General features: G+C 38.1%; 23 protein-coding genes and 1 riboswitch. All 23 genes read left to right on the top strand.

The features are described from left to right. The 23 genes from QUE18_RS08595 (at window position 1) to QUE18_RS08485 (ending at window position 25,357) form a co-directional block, all read left to right on the top strand. Complete coding sequence (locus tag QUE18_RS08595; RefSeq protein ID WP_009204499.1) at window positions 1-2,382, top strand: U32 family peptidase; 2,382 nt, start codon at window positions 1-3, stop codon at window positions 2,380-2,382. Window positions 2,383-2,388: 6 nt separating this feature from the next. After that, window positions 2,389-3,765, top strand: a complete 1,377-nt coding sequence (locus QUE18_RS08590; protein WP_008392599.1) for an FtsW/RodA/SpoVE family cell cycle protein — start codon at window positions 2,389-2,391, stop codon at window positions 3,763-3,765. Further along, window positions 3,698-5,179, top strand: a complete 1,482-nt coding sequence (locus tag QUE18_RS08585; RefSeq protein ID WP_009204500.1) for a peptidoglycan D,D-transpeptidase FtsI family protein — start codon at window positions 3,698-3,700, stop codon at window positions 5,177-5,179. Before QUE18_RS08590 ends, QUE18_RS08585 begins: the two co-directional genes overlap by 68 nt. A gap of 125 nt (window positions 5,180-5,304) precedes the next feature. Further along, the gene (locus QUE18_RS08580; RefSeq protein WP_008392597.1) at window positions 5,305-5,754 is read left to right on the top strand and encodes an NUDIX hydrolase; all 450 of its coding nucleotides are present in this window, start codon (window positions 5,305-5,307) and stop codon (window positions 5,752-5,754) included. Window positions 5,755-5,888: 134 nt separating this feature from the next. Then, the gene (locus QUE18_RS08575) at window positions 5,889-7,088 is read left to right on the top strand and encodes a D-alanyl-D-alanine carboxypeptidase family protein (RefSeq protein WP_009204501.1); all 1,200 of its coding nucleotides are present in this window, start codon (window positions 5,889-5,891) and stop codon (window positions 7,086-7,088) included. A gap of 111 nt (window positions 7,089-7,199) precedes the next feature. After that, complete coding sequence (locus QUE18_RS08570) at window positions 7,200-8,015, top strand: SDR family oxidoreductase (RefSeq protein WP_008392594.1); 816 nt, start codon at window positions 7,200-7,202, stop codon at window positions 8,013-8,015. A gap of 37 nt (window positions 8,016-8,052) precedes the next feature. Next, window positions 8,053-9,975 carry a BglG family transcription antiterminator gene (locus QUE18_RS08565; protein ID WP_009204502.1) on the top strand — a complete coding sequence of 641 codons (1,923 nt, stop codon included), beginning with the start codon at window positions 8,053-8,055 and terminating at the stop codon, window positions 9,973-9,975. Between the two features lie 18 nt (window positions 9,976-9,993). Further along, a complete protein-coding gene (locus QUE18_RS08560; RefSeq protein ID WP_015530380.1) occupies window positions 9,994-10,443 on the top strand; it encodes a transcriptional regulator GutM in 450 nt (149 codons plus the stop codon). A 17-nt stretch (window positions 10,444-10,460) separates the two neighbouring features. Continuing rightward, on the top strand, window positions 10,461-11,003 hold the full coding sequence (srlA, locus tag QUE18_RS08555) for a PTS glucitol/sorbitol transporter subunit IIC (RefSeq protein ID WP_009204504.1): 543 nt from the start codon (window positions 10,461-10,463) through the stop codon (window positions 11,001-11,003). Between the two features lie 34 nt (window positions 11,004-11,037). Continuing rightward, entirely contained in the window at window positions 11,038-12,051 is a 1,014-nt protein-coding gene (srlE, locus tag QUE18_RS08550) for a PTS glucitol/sorbitol transporter subunit IIB (RefSeq protein WP_009204505.1), read from the top strand. A 33-nt stretch (window positions 12,052-12,084) separates the two neighbouring features. Next, window positions 12,085-12,438, top strand: a complete 354-nt coding sequence (locus tag QUE18_RS08545) for a PTS glucitol/sorbitol transporter subunit IIA (RefSeq protein WP_008392588.1) — start codon at window positions 12,085-12,087, stop codon at window positions 12,436-12,438. A gap of 189 nt (window positions 12,439-12,627) precedes the next feature. Further along, window positions 12,628-13,512 (top strand): metallophosphoesterase, encoded by an 885-nt coding sequence (locus tag QUE18_RS08540; protein ID WP_070099282.1) that lies wholly within the window; start codon window positions 12,628-12,630, stop codon window positions 13,510-13,512. Window positions 13,513-13,515: 3 nt separating this feature from the next. Then, the gene (locus QUE18_RS08535) at window positions 13,516-14,256 is read left to right on the top strand and encodes a segregation and condensation protein A (protein ID WP_009204507.1); all 741 of its coding nucleotides are present in this window, start codon (window positions 13,516-13,518) and stop codon (window positions 14,254-14,256) included. A 7-nt stretch (window positions 14,257-14,263) separates the two neighbouring features. After that, entirely contained in the window at window positions 14,264-14,857 is a 594-nt protein-coding gene (scpB, locus tag QUE18_RS08530) for an SMC-Scp complex subunit ScpB (RefSeq protein WP_040344525.1), read from the top strand. Window position 14,858: 1 nt separating this feature from the next. Beyond that, window positions 14,859-16,604, top strand: a complete 1,746-nt coding sequence (gene ilvB, locus QUE18_RS08525; protein ID WP_009204509.1) for a biosynthetic-type acetolactate synthase large subunit — start codon at window positions 14,859-14,861, stop codon at window positions 16,602-16,604. 11 nt (window positions 16,605-16,615) lie between these two features. Then, window positions 16,616-17,125: an acetolactate synthase small subunit gene (ilvN, locus tag QUE18_RS08520; protein ID WP_015530385.1), complete on the top strand. Its 510-nt coding sequence runs from the start codon at window positions 16,616-16,618 to the stop codon at window positions 17,123-17,125. 544 nt (window positions 17,126-17,669) lie between these two features. Beyond that, window positions 17,670-18,854: an acetyl-CoA C-acetyltransferase gene (locus QUE18_RS08515; protein ID WP_009204510.1), complete on the top strand. Its 1,185-nt coding sequence runs from the start codon at window positions 17,670-17,672 to the stop codon at window positions 18,852-18,854. A 36-nt stretch (window positions 18,855-18,890) separates the two neighbouring features. Then, entirely contained in the window at window positions 18,891-19,682 is a 792-nt protein-coding gene (locus QUE18_RS08510) for an enoyl-CoA hydratase-related protein (RefSeq protein WP_008392578.1), read from the top strand. An 87-nt stretch (window positions 19,683-19,769) separates the two neighbouring features. Continuing rightward, window positions 19,770-20,609, top strand: coding sequence for a 3-hydroxybutyryl-CoA dehydrogenase (locus QUE18_RS08505; RefSeq protein ID WP_008392577.1), 840 nt, complete (start codon window positions 19,770-19,772; stop codon window positions 20,607-20,609). Between the two features lie 87 nt (window positions 20,610-20,696). Beyond that, window positions 20,697-21,848, top strand: coding sequence for an acyl-CoA dehydrogenase (locus QUE18_RS08500; RefSeq protein ID WP_008392576.1), 1,152 nt, complete (start codon window positions 20,697-20,699; stop codon window positions 21,846-21,848). Between the two features lie 13 nt (window positions 21,849-21,861). After that, complete coding sequence (locus tag QUE18_RS08495; protein ID WP_008392574.1) at window positions 21,862-22,644, top strand: electron transfer flavoprotein subunit beta/FixA family protein; 783 nt, start codon at window positions 21,862-21,864, stop codon at window positions 22,642-22,644. Window positions 22,645-22,668: 24 nt separating this feature from the next. Continuing rightward, complete coding sequence (locus QUE18_RS08490; protein WP_008392573.1) at window positions 22,669-23,703, top strand: electron transfer flavoprotein subunit alpha/FixB family protein; 1,035 nt, start codon at window positions 22,669-22,671, stop codon at window positions 23,701-23,703. A 129-nt stretch (window positions 23,704-23,832) separates the two neighbouring features. After that, window positions 23,833-23,920, top strand: a riboswitch (cyclic di-GMP riboswitch). A 414-nt stretch (window positions 23,921-24,334) separates the two neighbouring features. Beyond that, on the top strand, window positions 24,335-25,357 hold the full coding sequence (locus QUE18_RS08485; protein WP_015530386.1) for a nucleoid-associated protein: 1,023 nt from the start codon (window positions 24,335-24,337) through the stop codon (window positions 25,355-25,357). Window positions 25,358-25,435: the final 78 nt, after the last annotated feature.

Below are 25,435 nucleotides of genomic sequence, written 5' to 3'. Positions count from 1 at the left end.
ATGAGAACAAAGAACAGACCAATTGAAGTATTAGCTCCAGCTGGTTCCATGGAATGCCTAAAAGCAGCAATTCTAAATGGAGCGGATGCCGTTTATTTAGGTGGAGAGATGTTTGGAGCCAGAGCTTATGCCGGGAATTTTAATAAGGAAGAACTATTAGAAGCAATCGATTACGTACATTTGTATGGTAAAAAATTATTTCTTACAGTCAATACTCTGATGAAAGAAGAAGAACTTCCATTACTGCCGGGATTTTTAAAACCTTTTTATGAGCAAGGACTGGATGCGGTGATTGTACAGGATTTGGGAGCTGTATCCGTGATCCGAAAACACTTTCCGAAACTTGAGATTCATGCGAGCACCCAGATGACGATCACAGGGGTTCATGGAGCAAGGATCGCAAAGAAAATGGGTGCAAAACGAGTTGTTCCAGCAAGGGAATTATCTTTGGAAGAGATTCAGGAGATTAAGGATGATACAGGACTTGACATGGAATGTTTTGTTCACGGAGCATTATGCTACTGCTATTCAGGACAGTGTTTTATGAGTAGTATGTTAGGTGGAAGAAGTGGAAATCGTGGGCGATGTGCAGGAACATGCCGTCTGCCATTTTATCTTGATGGGACAAAGAATACAAAGAATGCGTATCCATTAAGTTTGAAAGATTTATGTACCATTGAACATTTACCAGAGATTTTAGATCATGGAGTGGATTCCTTAAAGATCGAAGGACGCATGAAAGGTCCAAGATATGTCGGGGAAGTCACAAGAATCTATCGCAAATACGTAGATCTTTATCTTTCAGAAAAACCATATAAAGTAGAATCCGAGGATCTGAAGATCTTGATGGAAGTATTTAACCGTGGGGGATTTACTGGCGGATATTATAAAGAATATCATGGAAAAGATATGATGAGTATGAAACGGCCAGATCATCAGGGGTTATATGTTGGGAAGATCAGCAAACTTATGAAAGGTAAGATTTCTTTTACGGCCCAAGAAGATATCCACAAAGGAGATGCTTTGCAGATCCGTATCAATTCAGAAGAAAAAGTAGAACTTACCAGTCCCTCTGAATTTAAAGCAGGCAGCAAGGTTGTTTTAAATGGACAGAAAATGAAGAAACTTCATGAAGGCATGGAAATCAAAAGAACCTTGAATCATCCAATGATCGAACGGATTGATGAAGGATTAAAGCAGAAAAAGAAAGAAAATCTTAAGGGAAAAATCATAATTCAGAAAGATCAGTGTGCTAAACTCATTCTCAAAGACGGAGAAGATCACATAGAAGTAATTGGTCCAGTGATCGAAGAAGCGCAGAAAAATGGTGCCATGCCAGCAGATATTGAGAAGCTTCTTAAGAAAACAGGACAGACCCACTATACATTTGAAGAATTAGAAGTTGTTCTTGGAGAGAACTTGTTCGTACCAGGTTCTGTGCTCAAGAAACTAAGAAAAGAAGCATTTGCACAGATGGATCAGACAAAGATTTTAAAATACAGAAGAACTTACGAAGATCCAGTCAAAGAAAATGATGTAGCAAGCAGTCAGGAACAGGAAGACAGCAAGATACAGATTGCAGTTTCTATGGAGAACCTTGAGTATCTGGATATTGTAACAGAAGACAGGGAAGTAATGAAGATCTATCTTTCATGGATGGAACTCAAACAGCAGGAGGATCCACAATCTATCCTGAATAAAATAAAGACTGCAGGAAAACAGTGTTATCTGATGCTTCCACAGATTGCAAGAAAACGTCAGATGGAAGAATTAAAGGCAAAGAAAGATCTTATATTTACAAATGAAATTGATGGGCTGCTCGTACGCAATTTAGAAGAATTTTCATGGTTGATCGAAGAAGGATACCAAAAGGAAATGATCGCGGATTACATGTTTTATGGATATAACAAAGAGGCTGTCAAAGAATACCAAAGATTATCAGGTATTCAAATTCGAATGACGTATCCATCAGAATTAAACAAAAAAGAGATGGAACAGTTAGAACTTCTGAATGCGGACCTATTCCTCTATGGTTATCAGCCATTGATGGTGTCTGCACAATGCGTGAAGAATAATCTTCGAGGATGTGATAAGACTCCATCTTGGCTGACATTAAAGGATCGTTACAATGCAAACTTCTTCGTTCACACAAGTTGTTGTGACTGCATCAATGAGATTTATAATGGAAAACCATTGTGGGTTGGAAATGAAGCAGGAATTCTTAATGATCTTCATCCATCCGTGATCCGTTTTCATATTACAAGAGAAAATGAGGTGCAGATCAAGGAGATTTTAAATGCAGCGAAATCTATACAGAAAGGGGAAAGAGCTTCTCTTGCCACAGAATATACGACAGGGCATTTAAAGAGGGAAGTTTTATAAAACCATATGATAGACATTATTACTACGATAGCAAAATATCTGATCATCATTATGTGTCTGATCTATACACTGTCATGTTATACAGTATTTCGTCCAAAGAATAGAGATAGAAAGGAAGACCTGTTAGACAATCAGGTCATCTATATGTTTGTATTTTTATTCTTATGTTACACAGTACTGTTTTTGCAGGAATTTGAATTAAAGATCTTGATCTTTTTTGCGGCACAAGTGATCTTTTTCGAGATTTTGATGATCGTATTTCCGAGAATCTATAAAAGATGTTCAAGACCGCTGATCAATAACACCTGTTTTTTGTTAGGAGTTGGGTTTGTGATCTTAACAAGATTATCATTTGATCTGGCAATGAAACAGTTTGCGATCGCGGCAGGAAGTGTGATCGTGACAAGTTTTATTCCATTGATGATGCATAAGATCACGATCTGGAATAAATTTGGATGGCTTTATGCAGTGGCAGGATTTTTACTGTTGTCTACAGTATTCGTGTTTGGTATCAACAAGTATGGGGCGTATAACTGGGTCAGCATTGCGGGACTTAAATTTCAGCCTTCTGAATTTGTAAAGATCATCTTTGTGTTCTTTGTTGCAGCACTGCTTTCTAAGGCAAAGGAATTTAAAGATCTGGTAAAGATCACAGTGATCGCAGCACTTTATGTATTAGTGCTTGTTGTTGAGAAGGACTTAGGCGGAGCGTTGCTTTATTTTGTGATCTATCTGATGATGCTTTATGTTGCAACCGCAAAAGCAAGTTACTTATTTGGCGGTTTGGCAGCAGGATCTGTGGCTGCTATTATCGCAGATAAGATTTTTACTCATGTACAGATCCGTGTAGCGGTATGGAAAGATCCGTTTTCCATGATCGAAGGAAGAGGACTTCAGGTCTGTCAATCCTTATTTGCTATTGGAACTGGAAGCTGGTTTGGAATGGGGCTTGGAAACGGACGGCCGTTTGATATTCCGGTCAGGGAATCAGACTTTGTCTTTTCTGTGATCTGTGAAGAATTTGGTGTGATCTTTGGAATCTGCCTGATCTTTGTTTTAATGAGCAGTTTTATCCTCTTTATGGATATTTCCACAAGAAGCAGAAAATTGTTTAACAAATTGTTATGCCTTGGATTCGGAGTTTGTTTCTTATTCCAGGTATTCTTAAGTATCGGTGGTGTGACAAAATTCATTCCATCCACTGGAGTTACGATTCCACTCGTAAGTTATGGAGGAACCTCTGTGATCAGTACTTTGATCATTTTTAATATCATACAAGGATTACATATGTTAGCAGATAGCGAGGAAGAAGAATATGAGCATATTAAGGCACAAGAATCAGAAAAACAATATACAAGACAAAACAACCGAAAGAATCAGTAAGATAAAGAAGAAAAAGAAAAAAAGAGCAAATCGCCAGATTCTGCAGATTACTTATATATTTGTTGTATCATTTTTGGCATTGATCGCTTATATTGCACATTTTGTTGAGGTAGATAGTAAAAATGTGATCACGAATGCGCATAACCGGAGATTACAGTCTATGGCAGAGAAAGTAGTACGAGGAAAGATCATCAGTAGTGATGGAAAAGTGCTGGCACAGACACTTACTGAAAATGGATCAGAGATCAGAGATTATCCTTATGGCAGAATGTTTGCACATGTTGTAGGATATAACGATAAAGGAAAGTCAGGACTGGAATCTGTATGTAACTTTGATCTATTAAAATCGGATGCGAACTTGATGACACAGATCACAAGCAGCTTAAAAGGTGAGAAAAGTATAGGGGATAATGTATACACAACATTAAATACCAAAGTTCAGAAAGCAGCATATTATGCTTTGCAGGGACAAAAGGGAGCGGTTGTTGCGATGGATCCAGAGACAGGAAAGATCTACGCAATGGTATCCAAACCAGATTACAGACCAGCTTACGTCAAAGAAAACTGGACAGAATTAAATACAAGCAAGAATTCTTTGTTGTTAAACCGTGCAACGCAAGGATTATATCCGCCAGGATCAACATTTAAAGTTGTGACGGCATTAGAATATATGAGAGAACATAAAAACACATATAAGAATTTCAAATACCATTGTACTGGATATACAACGGTTGGAACTTTAAAGATTCATTGTTATGGAGGAGAAGCACATGGAACGGTGAATCTTGAACAGGCAATCGAAAAATCCTGTAACTGTGCGTTTGTGCATATGTCAGAAGAGATCAACAAAGGAAAACTCGCAAGTCTTGCAGGAGATCTGATGTATAATTCGAAAGTTCCGATCAATCTTCTTGCAAACAGCAGTCGTTTTGTTCTTGATAAGAAATCAGGAACTAATGAGATGGCACACACTTCGATCGGACAAGGTCAGACTTTGATCACACCACTTGAAAATGCGATGGTCATGTCTGCGATCGCCAATGATGGAGTTGTGATGCAGCCATATCTGGTAGAGAATGTCAAAAATATCGACGGTGGAGTGATCAAGGAAACAAAAGCATCAAAACTATCAGAACCTTTAGAGGCATCGGAATGTGAGACATTAAAGAAAATGTTGAGAAAAGTTGTCACAAAGGGAACTGGAACAAGAGCTTATTCTTCACACTATAATGTATATGGAAAGACAGGATCAGCAGAATATAACAGCGCGAAAGATTCCCACGCATGGTTTATCGGATGTGCCGAAAGAGGCGGGAAGAAGATCGTAGTCAGTGTTCTTGTAGAGGGTGGAGACTCTGGAGGACGAGTTGCGGCACCGATCGCAGATAAAGTATTTCATGCATTTTTAGATTGATATTTTCAAAAGAGTAAAACAGATAGCAGTTGAAATCAGTTCACAATCCATGTATAATATTTGTCAGAGAAAGACACACATACTTAGGCGAATAAGATCGTTTAAGAGACAGGAGGTTGTAACTGGTGACAAAAGCAACGAGCTGTGGTGGTGTCGTAATATTTAGAGGAAAGATTTTGCTGTTATACAAAAGTTATAAGAACCGATATGATGGCTGGGTACTTCCGAAAGGTACTGTTGAGCAAGGAGAGACTCACGAGCAGACAGCACTTCGTGAGGTAAAGGAAGAGACAGACGCGGACGCATCAATTATCAAGTATGTAGGGAAAAGTGAATATTCTTTCTATTCATTTCATGAACAGATCATAAAGAGTGTACACTGGTACTTGATGGAATCCGAGAACTATCACTCAAAACCTCAGAAGGAAGAGTTTTTTGTAGACTCAGGGTATTACAAATTTCACGAGGCTTACCACTTATTGAAATTTCCTAATGAGAAAGAGATCTTAAAACAAGCATATGATGAATATAAAAAGTTGAGATCTGCGAATCGTTGGGGTAAGAAAACAAGATAAATGAAGGAAAATCAGAGATATGATCAGAAGATATTTCTGGTTTTCTTTTTTAAAAAAACATATACTGCAAAGAAATTATGTATAAATCTAAGTATCTGCCACTAAACTATAACAAACAGGTTTGAGGTGGATGCATGCAGAAATGGAAAGAGATACTGCTCGTTGCAGCAATACTCGTTCAAAGCTTTCATTGTCCAGTCATGGCAAGAGAGGCAAGATTTTTAGAAACAGCAGCACCAGTACTTGATCTTTCAGCAAAATCAGCAGTAGTTATGGAACAGGAAAGCAAGGAAATCTTATTTGCGAAAGATAAGGATAAAGAACTTGCACCAGCCAGTGTAACGAAAATAATGTCCTTGCTGCTTATTTTTGAAGACTTAAAGCAAGGTAAGATCAAACTTACAGATACGGTTACAGTCAGTGAACATGCAGCATCTATGGGTGGCTCTCAGGTGTTTTTAGAAACAGGAGAGAAGCAGCAGGTACAAACATTGATCAAATGTGTTGTGATCTCAAGTGCGAATGATGCGGTTGTTGCATTGGCAGAGCATGTCTGCGGAAGTGAGGAAGCGTTCGTATCAAGGATGAACAAAAAAGCCAGAGAGCTTGGAATGAAACATACGACATTTCAAAATGCCTGTGGGCTTGATGCAAAAGGACATGTGACAAGTGCATATGATATTGCGTTGATGACGAGAGAACTTGCACAAAGATATCCAGAAGTTTTTAAATATACAAAGATCTGGATGGATACGATCATACATAAAACGAAAAAAGGTGAGAAAGAATTTGGTTTAAGTAACACAAACAAACTGATCCGTCAGTACCATGGATGTACAGGAATGAAGACTGGAAGTACAGGGGAAGCAGGATTTTGTCTAAGTGCAACTGCAACAAGAAATAAGATTCATATGATTGCGGTAGTGATGGGGTGTGAAAGCTCTAAAGCAAGGATTAAAGATGCAAGAACTCTTTTGGACTATGGATTTTCAAATTGCCAGCGGATACACAGCGAAACTACAAGAAAAGAAATCGGAAGGATTCCAGTACAAAAGGGTCAGAGATCAGAAGTATCCTGCCAAGAAAAGGTGACTGCTGATCTGATCGATATTAAAACACAGAAGGGAAAGATCGTGAAAAAGATCAAGATAGATTCTGTGAAAGCACCAGTGAAGAAAGGACAGAAGATTGGTGAGATTCAATATAGCAAAGGTAATATTATGATCCATAAAGAAAAGATCCTGGCACAAGAAACAATAAATAAGGCAGATTTTTTGACACAGATTAAAAAAATTTCCACTCAATATTTCTTGATTTTAAGCCATTTTTTGTAATAAGTCCACAAAATTTCTTCACGATGGAAAATGAAAGAATTAAATTTTTCCTTGACGCTCTATATAATGAACTCATGAAGCAAAGAAACACAGATTCAAAGGAGGATTATAATGAGCGAATCTTGGTTAAATCTTGAAGGAAAAACAGTCATCGTAACTGGTGGAGCATCTGGAATCGGAAAAGCAGTTGCACAGGGATTCTTAAATGCAGGATCTAACGTAGTCATTTCTGATATGGCACCTGAAGCACCAGAGATGGACGAAGCAGCAGGAAAATTACTGTATGTGAAAACAGATGTTACAAAAGTAGCAGATGTTGAAGCAATGGTAGAAAAAGCCAAAGAAACATTCGGAACGATCGACGTATTAGTAAACAATGCCGGAATCAACATCCCTCGTTTGTTAGTAGATCCAAAAGATCCAAAAGGACAGTACGAATTAGATGAAGCAGTATGGGATAAAGTTTGCAATGTAAACTTAAAAGGTGTATTCTTCTGTGCACAGGCTGTTGGTCGTGTGCTTGTTGAAAAAGGTGAAGGAGTTATCATTAACATGTCTTCTGAAAGTGGTCTGGAAGGATCTGAAGGACAGAGCGTTTACGCAGCAACAAAGAACGCTGTAAACTCTTTGACAAGATCTTGGGCAAAAGAACTTGGAAAACAGGGAGTCAGAGTTGTCGGAGTAGCACCTGGAATCATGGAAGCTACAGGACTTCGTACAATTGCTTATGAATCAGCATTAGCATATACAAGAGGAATCACAGTAGATGACTTAAGAGCTGGATATTCTAAAACATCTACAATTCCACTAGGAAGATCTGGTAAATTATCAGAAGTTGCAGATATGTGTGTATATCTTGCAAGTCAGAGAGCTTCTTATGTTCATGGAGTTACAGTGAACGTAGCAGGAGGAAAAACAAGAGGTTAAAAACAATTAACCTGTATCAATAGAAAAGAGGATCAATATGAAACAGCTTTTTAACAATGAAAACAGAACCGCAGTTATTTTAAGGAATATCGAAATGCAATCTGTTTGCAGTGTAGAAAGCCTCGCGGCAAAGCTTGATGTGTCGCAAAAAACGATCCGCAATGACATTAAGGAATTGAATTGCCTGCTTGGAGGATACGCATGTATCAGCAATAACAAAGGAACATGTAAACTGATCGTGTTTGCACCGAAAGGTTTTACAGAAATCCGCAATAAGATTTACAAACAGGAAGACCTTTTTAATTCCAGTCATACAAGAATGGCATATATGTTCTGGCAGCTGATGCATGCCGAGGAACCGTATCTAACGGATGATCTTTCTGAGGAGATGAAGGTTGCCAGAACAACAACGATCGGTGATCTGAACCGATTAAGAAAGGTGATTGAGAAATACGACCTGAAGATCAAAGGGAAAGCCAATACAGGACTGGCTCTTTGTGGCGATGAGTATAAGATTCGCCTGTTCATCTTAGAGAATATCTATGAACAACTGTATTTAAACTTCCCACTTGGACAGATAATTCGTGAAAAACTATATGATTTTCAGGAAAGATTATCAATGGATGCACTGGGATTCGGTTTCTTTTACAGATTCTTCGTTGTGATGATTCAGAGAATGGAAAGTGGACATACGATTAAAAAGCTGGAGCCGAAATATGAAGAACTGTATGGAAGTTCAGCATACATGATCGTGGATGAGTTCCTTAATGAAATTGAACAGGTCAAAGGATATAAGATATCCAAAGAAGAGCGATTGTTTTTAAGTATATCTGTAGCAGGAATGAGAACACCGGCAAATACAGCAGAGATCGAGCAAAAGATCAGTATTTCGGAAGGTGTTGCAGATCTTATCATTGAAATTTTAGATCGGATCAAAGCAGAACTTAATGTAACAGTTGTAGCAAATGAATTATTTGATGATTTTGTCTATCACGTATTTTTTATGATCAACCGGCTAAAATATGGCTTTCATATTTATAATCCGATGGTTGATGATTTCAAGAACAAATACAGTGTAGCCTATAAAATGGCGGAGATTGCAAAAGGTGTTTTGGAAGAACGTGTAGGAATCGAGATGACAGAAGATGAGATGGGATTTCTGGCTGCTTATTTTGGAGTGTTTTTATTAGAGCAGGAACCAGAAAAGAAACGATGCAAGATCGCGATCGTTTGTGGATCTGGAAAGATCATCGGACGTCTGATCGAGAATCAGTTAAAGAAAATCTTTGATGTAGAACCGGAATTTGAAATTTTCTATGGTATCTTCGATGAAAATCGCAAAGATGATTTTGATTATATTGTTACGACGACAGAATTACATATGGATACGAAAACCCCGGTCATTTTTATGGATGAAGTATTCGATAGAGAATATATTCAACGTAAATTTGAAAATATGAGATACCTTTCTGAAGCAGGACGAACAATCCGAAAGGGAATAGATTCTTTGTTTATGAATTTATTAGATGAAACGAGATTTTTTGTTCTGGATCAAGAAAGTTCATATGATGAGAACGTTGATCGGATGGCAAGGGCACTTACCAATCAGGGAGAACTTGATGCAGGATTTGCCCAGAGAGTGAGAGAACGTGAAAAATATTCAACAATGGTTCTTGACCAGAATATTGCGTTTCCACATACAAAGAATATGCTGTCAAAATTAACATTGGCAATGGGTGTGTTTCCAGATATGTTAAAAGATGATAAATACGGAAATATCCGAATCATTATTTTACTGGGAATTCCTGAATCAATGGAAGATGACACAGTACTTGTCCGATTATATGATGATATTTTGTCGATTGGCAAGAAACCGGATGTCATTTCTAAGATCCAGAAAATGGAAAGCTACAGAGAATTTCTTCTCTATATTGCAGAAGAAAATAATATATTTGAGTAAGCGAAAAGGAGGAAGACGATGTCATTTATGGTCATAGCTGTGGCGATGCTTGCAGCATTTTGTCTGCAATTTTTATTTCAGATGGTGCAGATGAAAAGTTTTAATAAATTTTATACAAAACTTCGAAAAAAAGGCCGGGTTGCCATAGGAAAGGCAAAAGGCGGTTTTCATGCAGGTGCGATCGTTATGTTTGCGATCGATCAGGATGGAGTGATCATAGATGGTTGCTTTATGAGAGGATTTACAATGCTTGCACGATTTAAAAACTGGGATTTCTTTAATGGAATTGATGTTGGAACGATTAAAAAAGATGATTGTGCAACGATCGGTGTATCCTTAAGAAGAGCAGTGCTTAATGCTTCCTCAAATTACAACACGATTATGAGTGGAGGCGAAGTCTTAGAAAAGCCGAGTCTGTTTACAAGAATTGGAGACAAGATTTACGGTGTCAATAAGAAAAAAGCCTGAAATGAAAGGAGAATTATATGAATATCATTATTAAAGGTGCATCAGGATTCATGGGATTATTTGATACAGGTGCAGAAACATTTATAAGCTGGGTGTCAGGAATCGTACCAAAGGTATTATTACTGTTAATCCTAATGAATACGATCATCGCCCTGATTGGACAGGAAAGAGTTAATAAATTTGCTAAAATATGTTCAGGAAACGTAATCCTTGCATATGGAGTATTACCATTTATTTCAGCATTTATGTTAGGAAACCCAATGGGATTATCAATGGGTAAATTCCTTCCAGAAAGAATGAAACCAAGCTATTATGCATCAGCTTCTTATCATTGCCATACAAACAGTGGAATTTTCTCTCATATTAACCCAGGTGAAATCTTTATTTACCTTGGAATTGCACAGGGTGTTCAGAAAGCTGGATTTGATATGACAGAATTAGGTCTTCGTTATATGTTAGTTGGTCTTGTTATGAACTTCTTCTCAGGATGGGTAACAGACTTTACAACAAAGATGGTTATGAAACAGCAGGGAATCGAATTAAGTAACGAATTGAAATAAGATGGATTTACGAGTGTAATTAGGAGGAAAAACTATGTCAGAATATAGAGCGATTACGATCACACAGGGAAGCGGTGGATTTGGTGGTCCATTAACAGTAGAACCTAAAGAAGGAAAAGATGTATTATTATATATCACAGGTGGTGGAGCAGAACCTGATATCTTACCTAAAATCGTAGAATTAACAGGATGCCGTCCAGTTAACGGATTTAAGACATCTGTTCCAGAAGAAGAGATCTTCCTTGTGATCATTGACTGTGGTGGAACACTTCGTTGTGGAATTTATCCACAGAAGAGAATTCCAACGATCAATATCAACCCAGTTGGAAAATCTGGACCAATGGCAAAATATATCACAGAAGATATTTATGTATCTGGTGTTAAAAATGATAACATTGCATTGGCAGATGGATCTGCAGCACCTATTTCAGAAGCAGCACCTGCAAAAGAAGAAAAAGACTTCAAATACAGCGCAGATAAGAAAGTATCTGAAACAATGGGAAGCTCATCAAAATCAAGCTTGATCCAGAGAATTGGTATGGGAGCTGGTAAAGTCGTTGCTACTTTCAATAGTGCAGCGAAAGAATCTACAAACACAGTACTTCATACGATCATTCCATTCATGGGATTCGTATCATTGCTGATCGGTATCATTCAGGGATCTGGATTCGGTAACTGGTTTGCTAAATTATTACAGCCATTATGTGGAAATATCATCGGACTTGTAATCTTAGGATTTATTTGTTCTATTCCATTCTTAAGCTGTCTGCTTGGACCTGGAGCTGTAATTGCTCAGATCGTTGGAACATTGATCGGTGTAGAAATTGGTAAAGGAAACATTGAACCAAGCCTTGCACTTCCAGCATTATTTGCAATCAATACACAGTGTGCTTGTGACTTCGTTCCAGTAGGACTTGGACTTGCAGAAGCAGATCCTGAAACAGTAGAAGTTGGTGTACCAGCTGTACTGTACTCAAGATTTATCACTGGGGTACCTCGAGTTATCGTTGGTTACTTAGCAAGCTTTGGATTATATGCAGCAAAATAAAAATAATTATTAGTGAGAAAGGAAAGTAGTATTATGTATCAGGTAACGATTAAAGGAAAAGGAGCTATGGTAGACGCATTTAGAGAAGAAGGGATCTTCGTTACATTTGGTGATAACGCACCAGATACTCTGAAAGATTTCTGCTATTCCATCGATGTAAATCCAGTAGATGGAGAAGTAACTCCTGGATGTAAACTTGTAATTGACGGTAAAGAATTCAAGATTGTAAAAGTTGGAGAAGTTGCCAACGAGAATCTGAAGAATTTAGGACATGTTACATATAACTTTGGTGGAGAAGACGCTGAGTGTCTTCCAGGAACTATCTGTATGGAAAAGGCAGAGCTTCCAGCACTTGATATCGGAAGCACGATCGCAATCGTAAAATAAGGCTGCTTTCCAGACAGTAATATTATAATGAGAAAAAGAGGATGTCAGAATCTAGGCATTCTCTTTTTTTGTACAATATTCCTAAAGATGTTGTGCTATGGGTTGTTTTTTTTTGCTATATCTAGTAAAATAGGAAAAAGACATTTACGAATCAGAAGATGGATTGGGAAACAGAGAGAAGGAGTGTTTATGATTCCTTTATGGATATGGATCATAGCAGTGCTGTTGGTTGTGGGGATTGCCGTGGCAGTGCTTTTAAGCAGTTATGAAAATAAGAGATTGACAGTTGAATATTACGAAATAGAGTCAGAAAAGATTCCAGAAGCATTTGATGGATATCGGATCGTGTTTTTAACAGATCTGCATTGTGCACAGTTTGGAGAGAATAATCAGGAATTGATCGAACGAATTGATGAATGCAGACCGGATATGATCCTGGTTGGAGGAGATATGGTAATAAGCCGCGAATCTTCGAATGAGGAAGTGCCGCTTGCACTGATGAAAGAGTTATCTGCAAAGTATCCGATCTATTATGCGGATGGAAACCACGAATTGAAGCTTGCAAGGAATGAAGAAATCTTTGGTGTGCGTTATAAAGATTATGTTCATAGTCTGAAAGAGTATAACATACATCACATTTCGAATGAAACGATCGTAATTCAGTCAGAGACTGGATTTATTTCTTTAACTGCGTTTGATCTTGAGAAGAAATATTATCAGAGATTTCATGTACCGCGCATGCCGCTTTCTCATATGGAATCTGTGGTAGGAAGTTCTCCAGGAAACATTTTTCATATTTTATTAGCACATAACCCAAACTATTTAAAAACATATGCAGATTGGGGCAGTGATCTTGTCTTAGCTGGTCATTTCCATGGAGGAATGGTAAGAATTCCGAAATTTGGAGGTGTGATCTCACCGCAATTTCAGATTTTTCCAAAATACGATGCAGGAGAGTTTCATGAGGGAGAGACAACGATGATCTTAAGCCGTGGACTTGGAAACCATTCCATCAAATTAAGATTGTTTAATAAACCAGAGATTTCATGCATTGAATTAAAGAAGAGAGACTGATTTATGGGAATAGATATTAAGGTAAATGCATTTGAAGGACCATTAGATCTTCTGTTGCATCTGATCGAGAAGAATAAAGTGGATATTTATGATATTCCAATCTCTGAGATCACAAGCCAGTATCTTGATTATATCCGCTCTATGGAAGAGGAAGATCTTGATGTGATGAGTGACTTTCTCGTTATGGCAGCCACATTATTAAAGATCAAGGCGAAGATGTTGCTTCCAGTGAAGGAAGAAGAGGAAGAAGAAGGAGATCCGAGAGAAGAACTTGTAAGAAGACTGATTGAATATAAGATTTATAAATATGCCTCTTTACAGTTGAAAGAACGAGAGATGACGGCAGAGAAGAGTTTTTTTAGATCACCAGATATTCCACCGCAAGTACTTGCATACAGAGAAGAGATCGATCCTGTGCAGATGTTATCAGAGGTAACTTTACAGAGGATTTCTGAAGTTTTTCAGTTTGTGATGAGAAAACGACAGGATAAGTTAGATCCGATCCGAAGCGAATTTGGGGAGATCAAGCAGGAAGAGATCAAATTAGAAGATAAGATCACGGAAGTGTATAATTATATTATACAATATAAAGAAGTGAACTTTTATGACCTTCTAAACGAACAGGAGACAAAAGAAACAGTGATCGTCACATTTCTGGCGGTTCTTGAATTGATGAAGACAGGAAAGATTTACGTTCAACAGGAAAATATCGAAGATGATATTTTCATACGGGCATTGGAGTAATGAATTTATGAAGAATAAACTTGCAGCGATCGAAGGAATTTTATTTTCGATGGGAACAAGTGTGACAAGGCGGCAGCTGATGGAGGCACTTGAGATAGATGATGAACAGTTTGATGAGTTGATCAAACTGTTACAGATAGAATATGACAAAGAAGAGAGAGGAATCCGGTTATTGGAATTGGATGATGCTTATCAGCTTTGTACCAAAACGGAATATTATGGATCATTGATAAGAATTGTGAACCATCCAAAGAAACCAAGGCTTACGGATGTAATGCTTGAGACTTTATCGATCATTGCTTATAAGCAGCCAGTAACGAAACAAGAGATTGAAGCGATCCGAGGTGTGAAATGCGATCATCCGATCAACAAGCTGTTAGAATACCGGCTGATCAAAGAGGCTGGACGGCTGGATGCGATCGGGCGTCCGATCTTATTTCGTACGACAGAAGAATTTTTGAGATGTTTTGGAGTAAAATCAACAGATGATCTTCCAGTTGTTGGAGAAGAACAGGTGGAAGATTTTAAAATACAGGCTCAGGAAGAAGTGAAATATACACTAGATGAGACTAATCTGGAAGAAGAGATGGAGGAGATGTAGTATGGGTAAAATGACAGGAAATGAATTTCTGGTAAAGGCATTACAGGAAGAAGGCGTAGAGAAGATCTTTGGATACCCGGGTGCGTGTGTCATTGATATTTTTGATGAAATCTATAAGCAGGATCAAGTAGAACTGATTCTTCCAAGACATGAGCAGGGGTTGATCCATGCGGCAGATGGATATGCAAGAGCTACAGGAAAAGTTGGTGTCTGTCTGGCAACAAGTGGACCAGGTGCCACAAACCTTGTTACAGGAATAGCAACAGCGAATTATGACAGTGTGCCATTGGTGTGTTTTACAGGACAGGTTGCCACAAATCTGATCGGTAATGATACATTTCAGGAGATCGATATTGTCGGAGTTACAAGAAATATCGCGAAATTTGTTATAGTCGTCCGTAAAAGAGAGGATTTGAATCGCCTGATCAAAGAGGCATTTTATATTGCAAGAACAGGGAAACCGGGACCAGTCTTATTAGATCTTCCAAAAGATGTGATGGCAGAATTAGGAAGTGATGAATATCCAGAGGAAGTCAATATCCGTGGATATAAACCAAACACGAAACCACATCATGGACAGATTCTTCGTGCAATGAATATGATCTATGATGCGAAACGTCCATTATTCTTAATCGGTGGAGGTGCGAAGATCGCAGGGGCACAAGAAGAGATGTGCAAATTAATGGAAACATTAAAGGTTCCAGTTGTTACAACGATCATGGGACGAGGAATCGTACCAACAAATCATGAATTATATTATGGAAATATTGGAATGCATGGAAATTATGCTGCAAATCAGGCAGTAAATGATTGTGACCTGTTGATTTCCATTGGAACAAGATTTAATGACCGAATTACAGGAAAACTTGGAACATTTGCATCGGATGCCAAGATCATTCATATTGATATTGATACAGCGGCGATCTCTAAGAACGTTACAGTTGATGTGCCATTGGTAGGAGATGCAAAAGAAGCCATCGCATTAATGTTGTCTATTGCAGAAAATGAAGAACCATGTAAAGTAGATGAATGGCTGTCAAGAATGAATGAATGGCATGAACAAAAGCCATTAGTAATGGAAGAAAAAGAAAAATTAGTTCCCAAACAGGTCATTGATGCGATCAATGAGTACTTTGATGAACCAATTGTTACAACAGACGTTGGACAGAATCAGATGTGGACGACACAGTTCTTACAACTATATGGAAGACGACAGATGCTGACATCTGGTGGACTCGGAACGATGGGTTATGGTCTTCCAGCAGCAATTGGTGCAGCAATTGGTAATCCAGGAAGAGAAGTTGTTTGTGTATCTGGAGATGGTGGATTTCAGATGAATTCCCAGGAGATCGCGACAGCTGTGATTCAGGAACTTCCTATTACAATCTGTATTTTAAATAATGGGTATCTTGGAATGGTGAGACAGTGGCAGGATCTCTTCTATGATAAAGCATATGCAGGTACATGTTTAAGAAGAAGAAAGAGTTGTGAACATCATTGTGATGGAGATTTTTCAAAATGTCCGCCATATACACCAGATTTTGTAAAACTTGCTGAAAGTTATGGAGCACAGGGGATCAGAGTCTTTAAGAAAGAAGAAATTATCCCAGCATTTGAGAAAGCAAAAGCGAAAACAGATGGGCCAACGATCATTGAATTTATCATTGAGAATGAAGAACTTGTTATGCCAATGGTGAAACCAAATGGATCTATCACAGATCTGATCATGGAACGTGGAGAAGAATAGGAGGAATGAAAATGGATAATCAGATGGAAAGAAGATGGCTTTCCTTGTTCGTAGAAAACCGTGCTGGTGTTCTTGCAAGAATTTCCGGACTATTCTCTGGAAAAGCCTACAATATACACAGTCTTACAGTTGGAGAAACAGAAGATCCAACAATGTCTCGTATGACGATCTGTATTGATGCAGATGAAAAGACATTTGAACAGGTCAAGAAACAGTTAAATCGAAGCGTGGAAGTTATTAAAGTTATTGACTATACAGATACATCGATCCGAACAAAGGAAATCATGTTTATCAAAGTGAAAAGTCTTACAGAGAAGCAGATGGCAGAGATCTTCCAGATGGCAGAAGTGTTCCGTTTCCTGATCAAGGATATGGGAAAAGACAGCTTATTAATAGAAGCAATTCGTACAGAGACAAAGAATGATTCTATTTTAAAGGTGTTTAAAGAACGTTATACAAATATTGAAGTAGTCAGAGGTGGTCCGGTAGCGATCGATTGTATCAGTATGCAGGATCGTTAATGATCAGAAGACAATAATATAGAAGAGAAAAGAGAGTTTGGTGTTTTAACGCACACACCAAGCTCTCTTTTTGCGTGTACAGAAATAAGTTTTTAAAAAATATGGGGATTTTTCATAGGAATAAAAAGTTTTTTCTTTCAATGAAAAAATACAGGGATGTGTTAAGTTAGACATGTTGAAAGTGAAGTAAATTTAACGAAAAATCAATTTATAAAGCGTGTAAATATATTTATATTGTAAAAATTGTTATTTTTTTCACGAAAAAATCAGGATTATTTCATAGAAAATACAAGAAAGTTATCAATTCGGTGAGAAAGTGTTATAAGTTATGTCGGATTGTGTTAAAAAAAATACAATCCGACAAGGACATTGTATACATCGAAAAAACACGTATTTATGCGGCTTTTGGCACTTTGCACAATTTATTGAAAATCTTTTTAAAAAATAGCAATTGAAAATGAGAAAAGATTGTGATAGTATTAACATATCGGCGAGAGAGAAGATCGCCAAAGTATAATAATCAAGAATATGGAGGAAAATTGATATGGCAAAGAAAGTAGTTATCGCAGGAGCATGCCGTACAGCGATTGGTAAAATGGGTGGAGTACTCAGCACAGTACCAGCAGTAGACATGGGATCAATCGTAATCAAAGAAGCATTAAAGAGAGCAGGAGTTCCAGCTGATCAGGTAGACCATGTATACATGGGATGCGTTATCCAGGCAGGATTAGGACAGAACGTTGCTCGTCAGGCTTCCTTAAACGCAGGACTTCCAATTGAAACACCAGCAGTTACAGTTAACGTAGTATGTGGATCAGGATTAAACTGTGTAAACATGGCAGCACAGATGATTCAGGCAGGAGATGCTGATATCGTTGTTGCCGGTGGTATGGAAAGCATGTCAATGGCTCCATTTGCATTACCAAAAGCACGTTTCGGATATCGTATGAACAACGGAACACTGGTAGATACAATGGTTAACGATGCATTAACAGATGCATTCAATCACTATCACATGATGATCACAGCTGAAAACGTAGCAGAACAGTGGGGATTAACTCGTGAAGAATTAGATGAGTTTGCAGCAGCTTCTCAGCAGAAAGCAGTCGCAGCTCAGGAATCAGGAAGATTCAAAGATGAGATCGTTCCTGTAGAAGTAAAACAGAGAAAGAAAACAGTTATCGTAGATACAGACGAAGGACCAAGACCTGGAACAACAGCTGAATCTTTAGCAGGATTAAGATGCTGTTCAGGAAAAGAAGGTGGAATGGTTACAGCTGGTAACGCATCAGGAATCAACGATGGTGCAGCAGCAGTCGTAGTAATGAGCGAAGAAAAAGCCAAAGAATTAGGTGTTACACCAATGGCTACATATGTAACAGGAGCTCTTGGTGGTGTAGATCCATCTATCATGGGTGTTGGACCAGTAGCTTCTACAAAGAAAGCTTTAGCAAAAGCAGACTTAACAATTGACGATATGGACTTGATCGAAGCAAACGAAGCTTTCGCAGCACAGTCTGTAGCAGTAGCAAGAGATCTGAAATTCGATATGAGCAAAGTAAACGTAAACGGTGGAGCAATCGCTCTTGGACATCCAGTAGGAGCTTCAGGATGCCGTATCTTCGTTACACTGCTTCATGAAATGCAGAAGAGAGACGCTAAGAAAGGTCTTGCAACACTTTGCATCGGTGGTGGAATGGGTTGCACAACTATCGTTGAAAGAGACTAATTAATTATAGATAATTAGGAAAGGAGAATTCTTAGAATGGAATTCGTTACATATGAACAGGACGGTTTTGTAGGTGTTGTAACAATCAATCGTCCAAAAGCATTAAACGCATTAAACAGTGAAGTATTAAAAGAGATCGAAGCAACTTTTGATGCGATCGACTTAGATGCAACAAGAGCCGTTGTATTAACAGGTGCTGGAGATAAATCTTTCGTTGCCGGTGCTGACATCGGAGAGATGAGTACATTAACAAAAGCAGAAGGAGAAGCTTTCGGTAAGACAGGGAACGATGTATTCCGCAAGATCGAAACATTCCCTATTCCAGTTATCGCAGCAGTCAATGGATTCGCTTTAGGTGGTGGATGTGAGATTTCCATGAGTTGTGATATCAGAATCTGTTCTGAAAACGCAATCTTTGGACAGCCTGAAGTTGGTCTTGGAATCACACCAGGATTCGGTGGTACACAGAGACTTGCTCGTATCGTCGGAGTTGGAAAAGCCAAAGAAATGATCTATACAGCATTTAACATCAAAGCTGAAGAAGCTTACAGAATCGGACTTGTGAATGCAGTATATCCACAGGAAGAATTATTAGCAGCAGCTAAGAAATTAGCTAACAAGATCGCATCTAATGCACCAATCGCAGTACGTGCATGTAAGAAAGCAATCAACGAAGGTCTTCAGGTAGATATGGATCAGGCAATCGTTGTTGAAGAAAAAGCTTTTGGAAGCTGTTTTGAAACAGAAGACCAGAAAGCAGGAATGGGTAACTTCTTAGAGAAAGACAAAGCTAAGAAATTAAAAGTTGTTCCTTTCCAGAACAAATAATAATGAAATTTAATATATTTTCAGTCTGCGGTATTTGCTGCAGACTGAAAAACCACATAGTAAAATAATTTTACAGGAGGAATTATAATGAAAGTTGGAGTAATCGGCGCTGGAACAATGGGTAGCGGAATCGCACAGGCATTTGCACAGACAGAAGGATATGAAGTATGCTTATGTGATATTAATGAAGAATTTGCAGCAAACGGAAAAGCTAAAATCGCAAAAGGTTTAGAAAAACGTGTTGCAAGAGGAAAAATGGAACAGGCAGCTGCAGATGCTATCTTAGCAAAGATCACAACAGGTGTAAAAGATATCTGTACAGATTGCGACTTAATCGTAGAAGCAGCTATTGAAAACATGGAAATCAAAAAACAGACATTCAAAGAATTACAGGATATCTGTAAAGAAGATGCTATCTTTGCTACAAATACATCTTCTTTATCAATCACAGAAATCGGTGCAGGACTTGATCGTCCAATGATCGGTATGCATTTCTTTAACCCAGCTCCTGTTATGAAACTGGTTGAAGTTATCGCTGGTATCAACACACCAAAAGAAGTTGTTGATAAGATCAAAGCAATCGCTGAAGAAATCGGTAAAACACCTGTACAGGTTGAAGAAGGTGCTGGATTCGTAGTTAACAGAATCTTAATCCCTATGATCAACGAAGCAATCGGAATTTATGCTGATGGAGTAGCTTCTGTAGAAGGTATCGACACAGCTATGAAATTAGGAGCAAACCATCCAATGGGACCTTTAGCTTTAGGTGATTTAATTGGATTAGACGTTTGCCTTGCAATCATGGAAGTACTTTACAATGAATTCGGTGATACAAAATATCGTCCACATCCATTATTAAGAAAGATGGTTCGTGGAGGATTATTAGGATGTAAGACTGGTAAAGGATTCTACGATTACAGCAAGTAAGAAAAAGAGCTTTTCTTTTGCATCCGGAGATGGTGAACTCCGGATGCAGAAGTTAACTTTATAGAAATCATGATGGAGGAATAAAGAATGGATTTCACATTAAGTAAGAAACATGAAATGGCAAGAACTCTTTTCAAAGAGTTTGCTGAAAAAGAAGTAAAGCCTCTTGCACAGGACGTGGATGAAAATGAACAGTTTCCAGTTGAAACTGTAGCAAAAATGGCTAAAGCAGGATTCTTAGGTATTCCAGTTCCTAAAGAATATGGTGGACAGGGATGCGATCCATTAACATACGTTATGTGTGTTGAAGAATTATCAAAAGTTTGTGGTACAACAGGTGTTATCGTTTCTGCACATACATCTCTTTGTATCGATCCAATCCAGACTTTTGGTACAGAAGAACAGAAGAAAAAATATATCCCAGATTTAGCATCTGGTAAGAAATTAGGAGCTTTTGGTCTGACAGAACCAGGTGCTGGTACAGATGCACAGGGACAGCAGACAAAAGCCGTATTAGACGGAGACGAATGGGTATTAAACGGATCTAAGTGCTTCATTACAAATGGTAGCTACGCAGACGTTTATATCGTAATCGCAGTAACAGGTGTTGTTGAAAAACGCGGAAGAAAGATGAAAGAAATTTCTGCATTCATCGTAGAAAAAGGAACTCCAGGTTTCACATTCGGAACAAAAGAAAAGAAAATGGGTATCCGCGGATCAGCTACATATGAATTAATTTTTGAAGACTGCCGTATTCCAAAAGAAAATCTGTTAGGAAAACAGGGTAAAGGTTTCGGTATCGCAATGCATACTCTTGATGGAGGACGTATTGGTATCGCTTCTCAGGCTCTTGGACTTGCAGAAGGTGCTTTAGAAAGAACAATCGAATATGTAAAAGAAAGAAAACAGTTCGGACGTTCTATCGGACAGTTCCAGAATACACAGTTCCAGTTAGCTGATATGGCAACAAAAGTAGAAGCTGCAAAACAGTTAGTATACAAAGCTGCTATGGCTAAAGCTACTCAGAAAGTATACAGTGTTGAAGCTGCTATGGCTAAATTATATGCAGCAGAAGTTGCTATGGAAGTAACAACAAAAGCTGTTCAGTTACATGGTGGTTACGGATACATCAGAGAATACGATGTAGAACGTATGATGCGCGATGCTAAGATCACAGAAATCTACGAAGGAACATCTGAAGTTCAGCGTATGGTTATTTCTGGAAACTTATTGAAATAGGGAGGTACTTACCGTGAAGATAGTTGTTTGTGTAAAACAGGTACCAGATACAAAAGGTGGAGTTAAATTCAACCCAGATGGTACATTAGACAGAGGTGCTATGCTTACTATCATGAACCCAGATGACAAAGCTGGATTAGAAGCAGCACTTAGAATTAAAGATGAATATGGAGCTGAAGTTACAGTTCTTACAATGGGACTTCCAAAAGCTGACGAAGTTCTTCGTGAAGCTATGGCAATGGGTGCTGATAAAGGTATCCTTGTAACTGACAGAGTATTAGGAGGAGCTGACACATGGGCAACTTCTACTACATTAGCTGGAGCATTAAGAAATCTTGACTATGATCTGATCATCACAGGACGTCAGGCTATCGATGGTGATACAGCTCAGGTTGGACCACAGATTTCTGAACATCTTGATATTCCAGTTATCTCTTATGCAGAAGACATTAAAATTGACGGTGACAGCGTAGTTGTACAGCGTCAGTATGAAGATAGATACCACATCTTAAAAGCTAAAATGCCTTGCTTAGTTACAGCATTAGCTGAATTAAACGAGCCAAGATATATGACTCCAGGTGGAATTTTTGATGCATATGATGCAGAAGTAACTGTTTGGGGAAGAAAAGACCTTAAAGATGTAGAGGATTCTAACCTTGGTCTTGCTGGATCTCCAACTAAGATCGCAAAAGCATCTGACAAAGTAAGAAAAGGTGCTGGAGAAAAAGTTACACTTGATCCAGAAGAAGCAGTAGATTATATCATGGATAAATTAGCTGAAAAACATGTAATTTAGTGAAAAGGAAAAGTGGTGAATAAAATGGGTTTAGAAGAATATAGAGGCGTATACGTCTTTGCACAGCAGGTAGATAACGAATTAAGCGGAATCGCATTCGAATTACTTGGAAAAGCAAAAGACTTAGCAAAAGACTTAGATACAGACGTAACTGCTGTTCTTGTAGGTTCTGACGTTAAAGGATTAGTAGATGATCTTGCAAAATACGGTGCTGATAAAGTTATCGTAGTTGACGATCCAGAATTAAAAGAATACAGAACAGAACCATATACACATGCATTAGCATCTGTGATCAATGAATACAAACCAGAGATCATGTTAGTTGGTGCGACAGCAATCGGTCGTGACCTTGGACCTCGTGTATCTGCACGTGTTCAGACAGGTTTAACAGCTGACTGTACAGTTCTTGAAATCGGTGATTTCCCATTAAGAGCAATCCCAGGAAAAGAACAGAAACACAATCAGTTATTAATGACTCGTCCAGCATTCGGTGGAAATACGATCGCAACAATCGCTTGCCCAGACAACAGACCTCAGATGGCAACAGTTCGTCCTGGTGTTATGCAGAAGATTGATCCTATTGAAGGAGCAAAAGCTGAAGTTATCGAATACAATCCTGGATTTACTCCAGACAACAAATACGTTGAAATCATGGATATCGTTAAATCTGTTACAGATACAGTAGATATCATGGATGCTAAGATCTTAGTATCTGGTGGACGTGGAGTTGGAGAAGAAGGATTTGGAATGTTAAAAGAATTAGCTGAAGTTCTCGGAGGAGAAGTAAGCTGTTCTCGTGCCGTTGTTGATAACGGATGGCAGCCAAGAGATATCCAGGTTGGACAGACAGGAAAAACTGTACGTCCTAACGTATACTTCGCAATTGGTATTTCTGGAGCAATCCAGCACGTTGCAGGTATGGAAGAATCTGATATCATCGTTGCAATCAACAAAGATGAAACAGCTCCTATCTTTGATGTAGCTGATTACGGAATTGTTGGAGACTTAAACAAGATCGTTCCAGCTTTAACAGAAAAATTAAGAGCAGTTGTTAAATAATCATTTTTTGAGAATTTAATTTTTAAAGAGTCCGCGGATCAATACTTCCGCGGACTTTATGTATTGTTAAAAATAATTGACAGATTATGGAAAGTGTGATATTCTATATGCATAGTTAAAAGTTCATATTTATTCATAGGGCAAACCTGTTGAAAGACAGGGACGCAAAGTCAGAAGGGTCTAAGGTCTTATTGGACTATGACAGCCGGTTGCCACATTTAGCATTAAGGGAATGTGATATGGGTATTTAATCCAGATAGAGGCAGCCGTTATAGAAGAGATAATTCTATGAATGGTTTTTTGGTGTCAGGAAGTAGGGAGCCAGATAATAGAATCTGCCATACCGAGAGAATATCAGAAGTTGGTCCTATTAGAATATGAAATTTTATGTTTTCCACAGATTTTATTTGTGAAGGGCTTCACAGTAAGATTACCGGCAAGGGGTTGCCGATTCTTCATTGGTGGGAATACATGGGGATTTTTCATATTAGAAGAAGTCATGGTGTAGGGAACCATGACTTTTTATTTTCGTAGAAGAATTCTGTATAGCAGGATTCTTTCTTTTTGCGTAAAAATGATCGATATGATAAAATGATACACAATGGATAAAACAAAAAGGAGACAATCAATCATGGAACATATACAGAAAGATGATATTATTATCAGAAAAGGAATTTTACATATTTTGGACAGCCACACAGGATATCTTGGCTTATCCAGTCAGCTTTTGGAGATGGGACCAGATTTAATGGAATTTGTCAGAGGACATATTTTTAAGATCATGGAAAGTGATGATGCAAAAAGATGTCAGTTCAATGGAAGTGTTTCGCCAGTATTAAGTTTGTTAGAGAGCATGGAAGAATCAGATGATGAGAGCTTTATAGAGGCGACAAGAGTTTTAGGAGAAAATCTGTTTGATATCATGTGTGATAGTGTAACGATTCCTGCAGCGGATCTTCTTTGTGTGACTTTTCAGGTACAAAGTGTAATTCATATCGCACTGCTTAAGATGAATTACAAAGTGACTTATGTACATCGAGAAGAGGAAGATGCAGAAGCAAATGATATCGTGAAACAAAGAGTTATGCCAACGGATTCGGCAAAGCTTACAGAAGCAGTGATCATCGATCTGACAGAATACAAAGTACGTCTTGTAGAGAAAAAGTATGAGATGTTGAACGGGGATAAGATCAACTATCTTTCTGAGAGATTCTTACAATGCTATGCAGATCTGGCACCAAAGAAGAAATTTCAGATTCTAAATAAAGTTATTAACGATATAAACAACCATTATCCAGAAGATGGGATTGCGAAACGTTTGGACATGAAAAGCCGATTAAGAGAAGAATTTACGGAAAATCAGGCGTTTAAGGTGAATGAGATCGGGGATAAACTATTTGGAAATCATCAAGGTAAGAAGCAGGAATTTGATGAGAAGATTGAACGATATGATATGCAATATGATACATTTACAGTAGCAAAAGAAAATACAGTCAAGAAACTGGAATATCAGATGTTAGAGACGGATACAGGAATTGAGATCAAGATTCCGATGGAAGAATATAATACCAAAGATAATGTTGAGATCATTGAAGAGCCAGGCGGAGGCAGTACGATCATCATTAAGAATATAGAAAATGTAAAAATTAAATAATCAAATAAAAATCCCGAATCTGTAAAAGGTCCGGGATTTTTATTTGGTTTGGAAAATTTAAAAAACAATTATTAAAAT

This window comes from Anaerostipes hadrus ATCC 29173 = JCM 17467, from assembly GCF_030296915.1.
GTDB classification, from domain to species: Bacteria; Bacillota; Clostridia; order Lachnospirales; family Lachnospiraceae; genus Anaerostipes; species Anaerostipes hadrus.
This window is presented reverse-complemented; position numbering and strand designations above follow the sequence as displayed.

Bases quoted from the DNA above. Each gene is read 5' to 3' on its own strand.
- QUE18_RS08535 (WP_009204507.1), top strand. From the start codon at position 13,516: ATGGGAATAGATATTAAGGTAAATGCATTTGAAGGACCATTAGATCTT.
- QUE18_RS08505 (WP_008392577.1), top strand. From the start codon at position 19,770: ATGAAAGTTGGAGTAATCGGCGCTGGAACAATGGGTAGCGGAATCGCA.
- QUE18_RS08575 (WP_009204501.1), top strand. From the start codon at position 5,889: ATGCAGAAATGGAAAGAGATACTGCTCGTTGCAGCAATACTCGTTCAA.
- QUE18_RS08540 (WP_070099282.1), top strand. From the start codon at position 12,628: ATGATTCCTTTATGGATATGGATCATAGCAGTGCTGTTGGTTGTGGGG.
- QUE18_RS08510 (WP_008392578.1), top strand. From the start codon at position 18,891: ATGGAATTCGTTACATATGAACAGGACGGTTTTGTAGGTGTTGTAACA.
- QUE18_RS08545 (WP_008392588.1), top strand. From the start codon at position 12,085: ATGTATCAGGTAACGATTAAAGGAAAAGGAGCTATGGTAGACGCATTT.
- QUE18_RS08565 (WP_009204502.1), top strand. From the start codon at position 8,053: ATGAAACAGCTTTTTAACAATGAAAACAGAACCGCAGTTATTTTAAGG.
- QUE18_RS08590 (WP_008392599.1), top strand. From the start codon at position 2,389: ATGATAGACATTATTACTACGATAGCAAAATATCTGATCATCATTATG.
- QUE18_RS08500 (WP_008392576.1), top strand. From the start codon at position 20,697: ATGGATTTCACATTAAGTAAGAAACATGAAATGGCAAGAACTCTTTTC.
- QUE18_RS08560 (WP_015530380.1), top strand. From the start codon at position 9,994: ATGTCATTTATGGTCATAGCTGTGGCGATGCTTGCAGCATTTTGTCTG.
- QUE18_RS08585 (WP_009204500.1), top strand. From the start codon at position 3,698: ATGAGCATATTAAGGCACAAGAATCAGAAAAACAATATACAAGACAAA.
- QUE18_RS08490 (WP_008392573.1), top strand. From the start codon at position 22,669: ATGGGTTTAGAAGAATATAGAGGCGTATACGTCTTTGCACAGCAGGTA.
- scpB (WP_040344525.1), top strand. From the start codon at position 14,264: ATGAAGAATAAACTTGCAGCGATCGAAGGAATTTTATTTTCGATGGGA.
- QUE18_RS08595 (WP_009204499.1), top strand. From the start codon at position 1: ATGAGAACAAAGAACAGACCAATTGAAGTATTAGCTCCAGCTGGTTCC.
- QUE18_RS08485 (WP_015530386.1), top strand. From the start codon at position 24,335: ATGGAACATATACAGAAAGATGATATTATTATCAGAAAAGGAATTTTA.
- srlA (WP_009204504.1), top strand. From the start codon at position 10,461: ATGAATATCATTATTAAAGGTGCATCAGGATTCATGGGATTATTTGAT.
- srlE (WP_009204505.1), top strand. From the start codon at position 11,038: ATGTCAGAATATAGAGCGATTACGATCACACAGGGAAGCGGTGGATTT.
- QUE18_RS08570 (WP_008392594.1), top strand. From the start codon at position 7,200: ATGAGCGAATCTTGGTTAAATCTTGAAGGAAAAACAGTCATCGTAACT.
- ilvB (WP_009204509.1), top strand. From the start codon at position 14,859: ATGGGTAAAATGACAGGAAATGAATTTCTGGTAAAGGCATTACAGGAA.
- ilvN (WP_015530385.1), top strand. From the start codon at position 16,616: ATGGATAATCAGATGGAAAGAAGATGGCTTTCCTTGTTCGTAGAAAAC.
- QUE18_RS08515 (WP_009204510.1), top strand. From the start codon at position 17,670: ATGGCAAAGAAAGTAGTTATCGCAGGAGCATGCCGTACAGCGATTGGT.